General features: G+C 39.2%; 10 protein-coding genes. 2 read left to right on the forward strand and 8 right to left on the reverse strand.

Translation table 11 applies throughout. The features are described 5' to 3' along the window. Window positions 1–7 precede the first annotated feature (7 nt). The 8 genes from AB3G73_RS15115 to aroQ all read right to left on the reverse strand — a co-directional run bounded on the left by AB3G73_RS15115 (window position 8) and on the right by aroQ (window position 9,693). Window positions 8–3,400, reverse strand: coding sequence for a TonB-dependent receptor (locus AB3G73_RS15115; RefSeq protein ID WP_259021684.1), 3,393 nt, complete (start codon window positions 3,398–3,400; stop codon window positions 8–10). A gap of 158 nt (window positions 3,401–3,558) precedes the next feature. Continuing rightward, window positions 3,559–4,674, reverse strand: a complete 1,116-nt coding sequence (locus AB3G73_RS15120; protein WP_195649358.1) for a FecR family protein — start codon at window positions 4,672–4,674, stop codon at window positions 3,559–3,561. Window positions 4,675–4,834: 160 nt separating this feature from the next. Next, window positions 4,835–5,383 carry an RNA polymerase sigma factor gene (locus AB3G73_RS15125; RefSeq protein ID WP_195649359.1) on the reverse strand — a complete coding sequence of 183 codons (549 nt, stop codon included), beginning with the start codon at window positions 5,381–5,383 and terminating at the stop codon, window positions 4,835–4,837. A 124-nt stretch (window positions 5,384–5,507) separates the two neighbouring features. Then, window positions 5,508–6,734: an FtsX-like permease family protein gene (locus AB3G73_RS15130; RefSeq protein ID WP_195649360.1), complete on the reverse strand. Its 1,227-nt coding sequence runs from the start codon at window positions 6,732–6,734 to the stop codon at window positions 5,508–5,510. Window positions 6,735–6,751: 17 nt separating this feature from the next. Further along, window positions 6,752–7,084 (reverse strand): 30S ribosome-binding factor RbfA, encoded by a 333-nt coding sequence (gene rbfA, locus AB3G73_RS15135; protein WP_004296522.1) that lies wholly within the window; start codon window positions 7,082–7,084, stop codon window positions 6,752–6,754. 16 nt (window positions 7,085–7,100) lie between these two features. Then, window positions 7,101–7,757, reverse strand: a complete 657-nt coding sequence (locus AB3G73_RS15140; RefSeq protein ID WP_074558041.1) for an O-methyltransferase — start codon at window positions 7,755–7,757, stop codon at window positions 7,101–7,103. Window positions 7,758–7,777: 20 nt separating this feature from the next. Then, window positions 7,778–9,235 carry a pyruvate kinase gene (gene pyk / locus AB3G73_RS15145; RefSeq protein WP_074558043.1) on the reverse strand — a complete coding sequence of 486 codons (1,458 nt, stop codon included), beginning with the start codon at window positions 9,233–9,235 and terminating at the stop codon, window positions 7,778–7,780. A 38-nt stretch (window positions 9,236–9,273) separates the two neighbouring features. Beyond that, on the reverse strand, window positions 9,274–9,693 hold the full coding sequence (gene aroQ / locus AB3G73_RS15150) for a type II 3-dehydroquinate dehydratase (RefSeq protein ID WP_004311171.1): 420 nt from the start codon (window positions 9,691–9,693) through the stop codon (window positions 9,274–9,276). A 73-nt stretch (window positions 9,694–9,766) separates the two neighbouring features. Here aroQ and xerD point away from each other — a divergent pair, with 73 nt between their 5' ends. Then, a complete protein-coding gene (gene xerD, locus AB3G73_RS15155) occupies window positions 9,767–10,726 on the forward strand; it encodes a site-specific tyrosine recombinase XerD (protein ID WP_148365626.1) in 960 nt (319 codons plus the stop codon). Window positions 10,727–10,861: 135 nt separating this feature from the next. Next, window positions 10,862–12,556 (forward strand): tetratricopeptide repeat protein, encoded by a 1,695-nt coding sequence (locus AB3G73_RS15160; RefSeq protein WP_074558046.1) that lies wholly within the window; start codon window positions 10,862–10,864, stop codon window positions 12,554–12,556. The last annotated feature ends 47 nt before the right edge of the window (window positions 12,557–12,603 follow it).

Raw genomic sequence — 12,603 nt, forward strand, 5'->3', positions numbered from 1 at the left:
ATTAATTTTAGAAAGTAATATCAAAACCTACCGACACAGATTTCATGGCTGGATATTTAGCACCGTCACCGGTTGCGAGCTCCGGATCCCACAAATCAAACTTGGAAAAAGTCAGCAAATTCGTTCCACGCACGAAAACACGAGCATTGGAAATCACAAATCCCTGTAACCATTTCTTCGGACAAGAATATCCCAATTCCACATTTTTCAGGCGCAGGAAACTCATATTACGCAGCCACCAGGTAGATTTCTGACTATTATTGGCATTCGGCCCGTAATCGGCACGCGGATAAAATACATCCTGACTTTGGTTATCCACTGTCCAACGATCCTGATAGTTGTCAAAGATATTATACATAGATCCCTTATTGGATGCTGGCATAATATTCGAAGAAAGAATACGCCAAGTACGTCCGATACCTTGAAACATAGCTCCAAAATCAAGATCTTTCCAACGTAAATTCACTCCGAATCCATAAACAATTTCCGGATTTTCAGTACCTCCGATAGCCATTTGGTCATAAGTGTCGATAACTCCGTTCTGATCCAAATCCACATACTTAATATCGCCCGGACGGACTTTTGCCGTAAAGGTCTGTGTAGGGATACCCTCTTTTAGCACCTGTTCTCCCGCAGCATTGGTAGTAAAATCATCTTCCGTAAACAGACGGTCGTGTACATACCCAAAGAGCTGTCCCACCGGATGACCAGTTTCAGCACGTGTCGTTCCGATTGTACCCAAAGGTTCGTCTTTATCAATAATTTCATTGTGAGCATAAGTGAAACTTCCCATCAAACCGAGGAAGAAATCTTTGCCAATTTGCTTGTTGAAGTTCAGCGTCACTTCCGCTCCTTGATTTTTCACCTTACCACGATTACTCCACGGTTTTCTATAAAAACCTGATGTAGCAGGAATTGAATTCAACTCTACAAGAATGTTATTACGGCGCTCATCAAACAAATCGACCTGCAAATCTACCATACCATTAAACAATCCCAATTCCAAACCAACGTTAGCCTTGTTCACAATTTCCCAAGTTAAATCAGGAATTCCGAAATCGCCTTCTACCATACCATTGCGTCCGTAATCCCCATCCAATCCCCAACGGTACAAATAAGGAACATCATCCCATTGATCAAGAATTGTGGAAATGTAAGCAAAACGACGCCCTTGCAGATTAGCGTTACCTACCTGACCGTAAGAAGCACGTAACTTCAATTTAGATATCGTATTGCGAAGCGGTTGCATAAATGATTCTTCTGAAACAATCCAACCAACAGCAGCTGAGGGGAAGAATCCGTAGCGTTTTCCTTTGGCAAAATTTTCAGTACCGTTATATCCAAAATTGAATTCGGCTACATACCTACCATTATACGTATAGGAAGTACGTCCTGCCAACCCCTGATTGCGATAAGGCAATGCAGCCCCATCATCATAATGACGGCGATTAAACAACAACATAGCCGAAACCGCATGCTTATTGACAAATGTACGATCGTAATTTAAGCTTGCTTCCATATAGATACTCTTGTTACCATACTCTGCCGATGTAGAGGTACCCAAGAAGTTACTTCCTTGTTGTTTTAGGGCTAGAATCAATTCTCCCTCTTCATTTCTACCGCTAGCGGCATTCCAATATTCTATAGTTTTAGAGCGAGTCACTTTACCTGTAGAATAACGATCGAACGAGAATGTTCCTCTCAGTTTCAAGCCAGGAGTTAAAAACTTCAAATCCTGCTCTAAAGAAAACAGTGTCTCAATTTTACTAGCACTAGAACGTGCGAAGCCTCTCTGAGTAGCCATTGCCCAAGGATTACCTTCTTCTTGCCATGCAGGAATTTCACCAGATGAATAGCGAGTGGGGAACATAAACGGAGTAAAACGGAACGCCCGACTGAAAATTTGATCTGTACTTTCAGGCGAGGAATTACGGTCCTGAAGATAACCACCGATGTTAAAACGAACTTGAGTAGTGGGAGAAAGTTTCAAATCTACATTGGAACGTACGTTGTAACGTTGTAGCTTGATAGTAGGGTCCCAGTCCAGACTCTTGTCACGTGTCAGAATACCACGTTCGTTATAAACTGCGGCCACAAACGAATAGCGTAAATTCTCCGAACCACCGGATACGTCTACTGTAACACGCTGGTTGGCAGCGTGATCTCTAGAAATAGCGTCAATCCAATTAACGTCCGGGTACAAGTCAGGATCATATCCTGCACGGGTTTTGGCAATCCGATCGGCATACATCGGAGACTGTCCGGTATCCACTAGTACATCATCCAGCAACTGCATATAATCGGCAGCACCAATATAATTAGGTAGCTTTATCGGCTGTGTGAATGCAAACTCCGACTTCACCACCACACGAGGTTTACCTACATGTCCGCGCTTAGTATTAATCAAAATTACGCCATTGGCACCACGTACACCGTACACTGCGCTGGCAGCTGCATCTTTCAATACGGAGAAAGATTCGATTTCTTCCACGTCAATGTTATCCAAACTACGTTCGATGCCATCTACCAGCACCAACGGGTCCTTACCTACATCCTGAAAGGTACTGATACCACGAATCCAGAATGAAGAGTTATCGTATCCCGGTTCTCCAGAACGTTGTACACCAATTACACCAGTCACTGTACCAGCCAAATTATTACTCAATGATCGTGAAGTAGAAACATTCAACTTTGCAGGCTCAATAGTCGTAATAGAACCGACTACAGATTCTTTCTTCTGCGCACCGTAAGCTACAACAACAACTTCGTCCAACTGACCGACATCTTCTACCATTATTACATTCAACACCCTACGATTATCGACCTTTTCGTTCTTCGGCACAAAGCCTATATAACGGAAAGAAAGTTCAGCATATTTATCCGGCACAGCAATACTATATGCACCATTCATATCTGTTATCGCATTTACCGTAGAATCTGTTTTCATGAAAATTGAAACACCAATTAAGGGTTCACCCTTCTCATCAGTAACGTTACCTACAACCTTAAAACCTTTAACCTGCTTTATCGCAGGAGCTTGTTCTGGCACTGAAATTGTAATCTGTCTTCCCGACATTTTATAATTTAGTCCTGTCTTTGAAAACAACTCATTGAGTATAGCATCTATTTTCTTATTGGAAACTGAAATGGAGACTTTATTATTCAGATTCTTCTGAACAACTTCTGAATATATAAAAATATATTTACTGTGTTTTTCGATATAATCTAAGATCTCTTTAACTGTAGTATTCTCATATTGGACTGAGAATAAATCTTCTTCAGAGTTCCAACTAATAAAGCTTACTCCGAATGAAGATGTTGGAATCATAAAAAAGACATTTATTATGCAAAAAAGCTTAAGCCTTTTCTTTAGATGTAAAAAAATAGTTTTCTTTACCATAAAAATTTCTTTTTAGGTTAACAATTTTGGATTTATTGATTTAACTAAGGAATTAATATCGGGTAAATACGCCAATATTTATCCGATTTTTTTTGTGCGTCATAATATTCATTTGTTTCTCATAGGCAAGCGTATTTAAAAGATTAATTAAAAAAATATTATTTATTCAAGTATATACTAGTACTACTCTTTTCTACTTTAAATGGAAGTGTTTGTTGAATACATTCAATCACTTCATCTATATCATCTTTCAAGTCAAGTTTTCCGTAGACCTTCTCTTTACCAACAAGAGGATCACATTGAATAGACAGACCATAATAAATACTCAATCTTTGAATAATTTGAGACAAATCATTTCCATTCAATAGCATAATACCATCTACCCAACTTATATATTCTGCTACATCTACTTTCTTTTGAGAAGTTATTGTACCATTAGCTATATTCAACAAGTCATTAGGAGTCAGCTGTGCCTTTCTCTCATTTTTATCAGTTACTTCCACAGCACCTTCTACTAGCACGATATTAGTTGTTCCTCCTTTATAATTGGAAATATTAAATTTGGTGCCTAACACTCGCAAGCTAAAGTCTTCAGATTCAACAACAAAAGGATGTTTTTTATCATGAGCAACCTCTAAAAACACCTCTCCCTGAGCATATATTTTACGAATATCACCTTTGAAACGACGAGGATAAATTACTTTTGATTGAGAATTTACAATCAGGTGGGTACCATCCGATAATTCGATTCGTGCTCTCTTACCCGGCGGAACAAGCAATTGATTATATTCCTGTTCATCCTTAACTTTTTCCTCTTCCTCTTTGATAATTTGAGAATTGACTGCAACTTTCCCTTCTTTTGAATATTTGATAAAGGCATCTTCATCTAAATTTAATTGTTCTTTAGCAGTTATAAGAGTTACCTCATCAACAGTCTGACTATCCATCTCTGTTGCAATAGCCTGCAAATCAACATCAGCAGTTGTTGTTTGATTCAGAAAATAAATGGTTGATATACAAATCAAAACTGAAGCAGCAATAGAAGCAGAAGTTATCAAGAAATAGTTCCGTCTGCGCTTCATTGCGTCTTTTCGCATTCTTATGCACGTTCTTTCTATTATGGAAGAAGCATCAATTTTCTCTTGTTTGCAGCTTTCCCAAAAGAATCTCAACTTCTCACCTTCAGGTATAGTAGTAAAATCATCCTCAAGTTCCTCCTGAGAATTCAATTTACCAAATAAATTTGCAAGGCGAAAGTATTCTTTCAAGTTCATAATCTTTTTAGTGTTGTTCTATAATTAAAGACGCAATTTAAAAAAGAATCTCCTAGTTAAAATGAACTTTTTTTCATGTCCTCCCCAAAAAGCACTTAAAAACAAAGTCTTTTTTGGATTAGCAAATGATATACAGAGAAATAGAGAAGAAATAAAAAGATTATTTTCGAAAGTGGATATTTAGTTTTTTAGCAATTTCTTCCAATGCAAAAGCTATATGATTATTTATAGTCTTCACAGATATATCTAATAACGCCGCAATATCTTTATAAGGTAAGCCTTCTATTTTTGCCAGAAAAAAAACATGTTTACATTTAGGTGGTAGTTGTTGAATAGCATCGTTTATTTTCTCCATTTCCTCTTTACTAATCATCTCCTCATCTGGTGATTGAATTGGATCAAATATAAAATCCCCTATATCATCAAGCAACAAATCTGTTTTAGCCGTTCCTTTCCTCAAATAAGAAATAGCTTTTCTATAAGTTATAGTCTGTATCCAAGCATTCATATTTTCTATATCAGCCAAAGTTTTTCTATTTTTCCAAACTTCATAAAAAACATCACTCACAATTTCTTCAGCTGGTTCCTTTTGGCCAATCAAAGCATATACATAATGATATAAACGCGAAGAATAATGCTCCATAAAACGGCAAAAAGCCGTTTCATCACCGTTTACTATTCTGTCTATGTCGTTACTTTCAGGTTTCACGGAAGTGTTTTACAGATTATTCTTAATTAACAAAATTGAGCCAAATATAATGGTATATTAGGAAATATAAAAATAAAAGACGAATTAAAAGTTATCAATTATAGAAAATTTTATACAACAAATACTACAAAAGCCTTTTACTTAAATAACGCACTGGATACCATACAGAAAGGAAACCGACAGCTAAGACTGTCACAAAGATTAGTACTACATCCCATACATGAACACTGACAGGATAAGCATCTACAACAAAAGTACCACCACCGCCTCCCAATGAAATTATGCCGAATTTCTGTTGGATAAAACATAGGATTAATCCTAAAACAATACCAGAAATAGCACCGAAAAGAGAAATTAAACGACCTTCAAAAAGGAATATCCGGGAAATAAGTTTATCGCTAGCTCCAAGACTTCGCAAAGTCACCACATCATCCTTCTTATCCAGAATTAGCATAGAAAGGGAACCAATTACATTGAAACAGGCTATCATTAAAATAAAAGTGAGGAACAAATAAGAGATTAGTTTCTCTATCTCCATAATACGGAAAACATCTGCCTGTTGCTGATAACGATTCTGAACAACAAAATCATCACCTAGTATGTTTTCTATTTTAGATTGTACCGATGAAGTATTTACATTAGGTTTCAATTTCAATTCCATCGCAGAGACTTCTGTTGTATAATCCAGAAGCTGACGAAGAAAATCAAGAGAAGTCAGAATATATTTTCCATCATATTCTTGCTGATTCACCACAAATACGACACCTGGAGAATACAGATAATCACGGTTAAAAGAAGCGCCGGGATTTGCCATGTTCACTTTGGCATTTCGCTTGGGAAGATATACCTGAAGAGGATCGACAAACTCCAAACCAGTTCCCAAGGTCGCAACCAATTCCACTCCCATGACGCCATAATTCACGATCGAATCATGAAGAACAAATTCTCCCGCGCCATAAAGTATGCTGTCTATGGCTGTCAGTTCTTCAAAATTATCCTCCACCCCTTTTAGTACAACCATAGCCTGACGGTCCTTGTATTGCACCATTGCATTCTCTTCGAGCGTCTCTGTAAACACCTCCACTTCAGGAAGCGCACAAACGGCACGAATCCGTTCATCTTGTGCATCAAAAACCTTTCCTTCACGGACCGTAATTTTCAACTGCGGATCAAAAGCCGTAAAAAAGCTGGCCACCATATCCTGAAAACCATTAAAAACAGAAAGAGTGCAAACCAAAGCAAGTGTAGCAAGAGCCACCCCACATACGGAAATGCCGGATATGATATTAATAGCATTATGCTTTTTCTTTGAAAAAAGATAACGCCTGGCTATATAAAAAGGAAAGTTCACCTCTGCAATGAGTTATTTCACTTCAGCAATGAATCTATTTTCTCAATATAATCCAATGAATCATCCACGAAGAATTTCAGTTCAGGAATGATACGTAGCTGGTGACGTACACGAGTCCCAAGCTCATAACGAATGGATTTCATATTGTTATTGATATTCTTCACCATCTCTTCTGCTTTCTCTGAAGGGAAAACACTGAGGTAGACACGGGCAATACTCATATCAGGACTAATGCGAACTGCGCTAACAGAGACCAGTGTACCCGGCATGGACTTTGTTTGAAGCAGGAATATCTCACTTAGTTCTTTTTGCAATAGGCGAGATATCTTATTCTGTCTGGTTGTTTCCATAAAGTTATTTACTATTTTACGATTTACTACTTACTATTTTCTTCCTTATGATCGTTAATCCGTCACGTAAAGGCAATATCACTTTTTCCACTCGCACATCTTCCGCTACCAAATCATTGAAGGCTTTAATACCAATCGTCTGTGCATCCGTGTTGCGAGGCTGTTCGAGAACATGACCGTCCCACAAAGTATTATCAGCAATGATATATCCGCCTGCAGATAGATGCGCTAACGTCATCTCGTAATATTCAATGTACTTACGCTTATCACCATCAATAAAAGCCATATCAAAGGTAACACCTAAACGCGGAACAAGTTCTAAAGCATCACCGATATAAAAACGAATTTTATCGGCAAATGGTGATTTTTCCAACCATGGACGGGTAAAGTCCTCTTGTTCATCATTGATCTCAAACGTATGCAACAGTCCACCTTCCGGCAGACCTTCCGCCAAACAAAGGGCGGAGTAGCCGCTATACGTTCCGATTTCCAATATCTGACGAGGCTGAATCATTGCTACAAACATCTTCAGCATCCGTCCCTGCAAATGCCCGGAAGCCATACGAGGACGAAGGAGCTTTACATGCGTATCCCGATAGAGCGATTTCAAGTAATCGCTCTCGGGATCAATATGCTGCAAAATATATTCGTCTATCGATTCGGTTTCCTGCATAAAACTTACCTCTTTAAAAATTAAAGATAACGGTTGTTGTTAGGTAATACAGTCTCCTCTGCATGCTTCAAAGCATCTTCCACTACATTGATTTCGAGGAATGAGGTCTTTGTTCCTGCCTTACCACTACTTAAATAACCTACCATATCGGAAGGCTGCAAACGGCCTTCTTTCAACAGACGGCGCAATGCCGCAAAGTAATATTGCTGTCCGTTAGCCAATTCCGGCATATAGATAGCTTCCACACCATAAGACAAAGCCAAATGACGCATCGTCTTTTCTTTATAACAGATAGCCAACACCGGATACTTTCCACGGAAAGCTGCCAGGTTACGGGCAGTGCGTCCGCTATAGCTATCAGTAATAATGGCACGTATTTTTAGTTTAGAGGTAGCTTTCACTGCCTGTTTAGCAAGGAATGCCGTAACATCATTACTATTCTCATCCAATGGAATACGGATATCATTTTCCTCCAATTTATCTTTTTCAGCCTGGGCAGCAATCTTAGTCATTGTTCTCACAGCCTCTACCGGATACTTACCATAAGCAGTTTCCCCACTCAACATCAATGCATCTGTACGATAGTAGATTGCATTAGCAATATCAGTCACTTCCGCACGAGTCGGACGAGGGTTATTTATCATCGTATGGAGCATCTGAGTAGCAACGATTACCGGCTTCTTTGCCAAAATACATTTGCGAATCAGTACACGCTGGATCCCCGGAATACGTTCCTGAGGCACTTCGATACCCAAGTCACCACGGGCCACCATTACACCATCTGCCACTTCCAGAATTTCATCGATATTATCTACTCCTTCCTGATTCTCAATCTTAGCAATAATCTTGATATCACTATTATGAGCATCCAGAATTTCACGTATATCAAGCACATCCTGACGATTGCGTACAAAAGAATGAGCGATAAAATCAATATCCTTTTCAATAGCGTAAAGGATATTGTTACGGTCTTTTTCCGTTAATGAAGGAAGATTAATGCGAACACCCGGAACATTTACGCTCTTACGGCTTCCCAAAGTAGCATCGTTCTTGACTTCACACAACAAATAATCGTTAGTCTTATCAATAACTTCCAGTTCCAGATCACCATCATCAATCAGGATCGTACCACCGATATTCAGATCGGACACAAAGTTCGGGTATGAAACAGCAATACATTCACGGGTTGTCTCCAAATCCGGATTACCTACAATCTTTACTTTATCACCTGTCTTATATGGAATTGGTTCTGCATTAGCCGTCGTACGAACTTCCGGACCTTTTGTATCCATCAAGATCGCAATACGGTTGGACACAGCACGTACATTTGCAATCAAAGCTTCAAAACCTTCACGGCTAGCGTGCGCTGTATTCATACGCACCACATTCATCCCAGCTTCAAACAACTGTTTTATAAAATCCACATCGCAACGTCTATCCGAGATGGAAGCCACAATTTTAGTCTGTTTCAATAACATAGTCTTTCTACCTATTATATATTATATTACCTTATTTATTATCTATCTAACAAAGCTTCCAAGGCCAAACGGTACGAATTCAACCCAAAGCCACAAATCACTCCCTTGCAGGCACAAGCAATCATCGATACGTGTCGGAAAGACTCCCGACTATGCACATTGGAAATATGTACCTCAATCACCGGAGACGTCACAGAGCGAATAGCATCCTGCAAGGCTATGGAAGTATGTGTATACGCACCTGCATTCAGAATAATGCCATCCACATCAAATCCCACCTGCTGTATGCAGTCTATCATTTCACCCTCAATATTCGATTGAAAATAGTCGATCTCCACGTCAACGTATCTTTTGCGAAGATCAGCCAAGTAATCTTCAAATGTAACGCTTCCGTAAATGGAAGGTTCACGCTTACCCAACAGATTAATATTCGGGCCATTAATAATTTGTATCTTCATCGCGCAATCCTGTTTTTTATATACCTTTGTATCCAAAGAACAATATTTCAAGGTGCAAAGGTAGAAAAAAGAAATGGAAATCAACGAAAAAAAGAGGAAGAAGGAACAACAAGACGTGATAATCAGGAAGTATCAGCAGTATCTCAAACTGGAAAAGTCTTTATCTCCTAATACGCTGGATGCCTATCTTACGGATTTGGACAAACTGATAAACTTTTTAGAGCAGGAAAAGATAGATATATTAGACGTATGTTTATCTGATCTTCAACATTTTGCAGCCGGATTACACGACATTGGCATTCACCCTCGTTCACAGGCCCGCATCTTATCAGGAATCAAATCATTCTTCCGTTTTCTCATCATTGAAGACTACTTGGAAGCAGACCCCAGTGAGTTGTTAGAAGGACCTAAAATAGGCTTTAAACTTCCTGAAGTACTGACTGTGGAGGAAATTGACCGGATCATCTCTGCCGTTGACCGCAGCAAAACCGAAGGACAGCGAAACAGAGCTATTTTAGAGACATTATACAGTTGCGGACTTCGCGTATCGGAGCTTGTCACTCTCAAGCTGTCCGACCTTTATTTTGATGAAGGTTTTATCAAAGTAGAAGGAAAAGGAAGCAAACAGCGCCTCGTCCCCATCTCTCCGCGAGCCATTAATGAAATAAAACTTTACATACCAGACCGCAATCAAATTGAAGTTAAAAAAGGGCATGAGGATTTCGTTTTCGTCAGCCAACGGAGAGGCAAAGGACTTTCCCGGATTATGATCTTTCACATGATAAAAGAATTAGCGGAAAAAGCAGGTATTACCAAAAACATCAGTCCGCACACTTTCCGGCATTCCTTCGCCACTCATTTACTGGAAGGTGGAGCCAATTTGCGAGCTATTCAATGCATGCTCGGACATGAATCTATTGCGACAACGGAAATCTATACACATATCGACCGCAACATGCTTCGTAGTGAGATTATTGAGCATCACCCGCGAAATATCAAGTACCGGAAAGAAAAAGAGGAGTTATTTCATTAAATTATGATAAAATCAGCCCCTTATCTATATATTTATATTAAGAATTAATATCTTTGCGTTACTTTTTCTGTGCGAGCAGAAGGAGGTTGACAAATAGACGATATTTCAATTACAAACATTTAATTTATACCTAAAATGACTAAGAAGTTGTACTTGCCTTTACTCATGGCAATGGTTGTTGCATTATTCTCTTCTTGCAGCAAAAAAATGGGTGAATTATCAGCTGATTACTTCACTGTTACTCCGCAAGTGCTGGAGGCAGTAGGTGGTAAAGTTCCTGCGACCATCAATGGTAAATTTCCTGAAAAGTATTTCAACAAGAAAGCGGTTGTAGAAGTTACTCCGGTTTTGAAATGGAATGGCGGCGAAGCTAAAGGCCAACCAGCTACTTTCCAAGGTGAAAAAGTGGAAGGTAACGACCAGACTATCTCTTACAAGATGGGCGGTAGCTACACTATGAAAACTTCTTTCGACTATGTTCCGGAAATGGCTAAGTCTGAATTGTACCTGGAATTCAAAGCTACTATCGGTAAGAAAGTAGTTACTATTCCTGCTGTGAAAATTGCTGATGGTGTAATTTCTACTTCTGAATTAGTAAACAATACATTAGGTAACGCTAACCCTGCATTGGGCGAAGACGCTTTCCAACGTATCATTAAAGAAAAACACGATGCTAACATCATGTTCTTGATCCAACAGGCTAACATTCGTTCCAGCGAATTGAAGACTGCTAAGGAATTCAACAAAGAAGTAGCTAACGTAAACGAAGCTGCTAACAAGAAGATCAGCAACATCGAAGTTTCTGCATACGCTTCTCCTGATGGTGGTGTAAGCTTGAATACAACTCTTGCTGAAAACCGCGAAGACAACACAACTAAGCTGTTGAGCAAAGACCTGAAGAAAGCAAAAATCGACGCTCCGATCGATGCTAAATATACTGCACAGGACTGGGAAGGTTTCCAAGAATTAGTTTCTAAATCTAACATCCAAGACAAAGAGTTGATCCTCCGCGTTATTGCAATGTACCAAGATCCTGCTCAAAGAGAAAGCGAAATCAAAAACATCTCTGCTGTATACAAAGAATTGGCTAACACTATTCTTCCTCAGTTGCGTCGTTCTCGTTTGACTTTGAACTATGAAATCATCGGTAAGTCTGACGAAGAAATCACTAAACTGGCTTCTTCTAATCCTTCTGAACTGAATGTAGAAGAATTGCTGTATGCTGCTACACTGACTAGCGATCCTGCTAAACAAGAAGCTATCTATACTCAAGCTACCAAACAATTCCCGAACGATTACCGTGGTTACAACAACTTGGGTAAATTAGCTTACCAAGCTGGTAACATTGACAAAGCTGAATCTTACTTCAAGAAAGCTGCCAGCGTTAATGCTACTCCTGAAGTTAACATGAACTTAGGTTTGATCTCTTTGATGAAGGGTGACAAAACCGCTGCAGAAGCATACTTCGGTAAAGCTGCCGGAACAAAAGAACTTGGCGAATCTATGGGTAACCTGTACATCGCTCAAGGTCAATATGAAAGAGCAGTTAACTCATTCGGTGACTCTAAGACTAACAGTGCTGCTTTGGCTCAAATCCTTGCTAAGGACTACAACAAAGCTAAAAATACATTGGCTAACGTAACAAGACCGGATGCTTACACTGACTACCTGATGGCAGTTTTAGGTGCTAGAACTAACAATTCTTCTATGGTAACAAGCAGCTTGAAGAGCGCAGTTGCTAAAGATTCTTCATTAGCTAAGAAAGCAGCTACTGACCTGGAATTTGCAAAATACTTCACAAATGCAGATTTCATGAGCATCATTAAATAAGAGAATTACCACTCTATTTTAAATATTAGGAATTGCCTGTCATTATA

Origin of the sequence: Bacteroides sp. L008 (assembly GCF_040812255.1) — a bacterium.
GTDB lineage: Bacteria > Bacteroidota > Bacteroidia > Bacteroidales > Bacteroidaceae > Bacteroides > Bacteroides vicugnae.

Coding starts and splice junctions, on each gene's coding strand:
- rbfA (WP_004296522.1), bottom strand. CDS start 7,084: ATGGAAACAACCAGACAGAATAAGATATCTCGCCTATTGCAAAAAGAA.
- AB3G73_RS15140 (WP_074558041.1), bottom strand. CDS start 7,757: ATGCAGGAAACCGAATCGATAGACGAATATATTTTGCAGCATATTGAT.
- xerD (WP_148365626.1), top strand. CDS start 9,767: ATGGAAATCAACGAAAAAAAGAGGAAGAAGGAACAACAAGACGTGATA.
- AB3G73_RS15115 (WP_259021684.1), bottom strand. CDS start 3,400: ATGGTAAAGAAAACTATTTTTTTACATCTAAAGAAAAGGCTTAAGCTT.
- AB3G73_RS15160 (WP_074558046.1), top strand. CDS start 10,862: ATGACTAAGAAGTTGTACTTGCCTTTACTCATGGCAATGGTTGTTGCA.
- pyk (WP_074558043.1), bottom strand. CDS start 9,235: ATGTTATTGAAACAGACTAAAATTGTGGCTTCCATCTCGGATAGACGT.
- AB3G73_RS15120 (WP_195649358.1), bottom strand. CDS start 4,674: ATGAACTTGAAAGAATACTTTCGCCTTGCAAATTTATTTGGTAAATTG.
- aroQ (WP_004311171.1), bottom strand. CDS start 9,693: ATGAAGATACAAATTATTAATGGCCCGAATATTAATCTGTTGGGTAAG.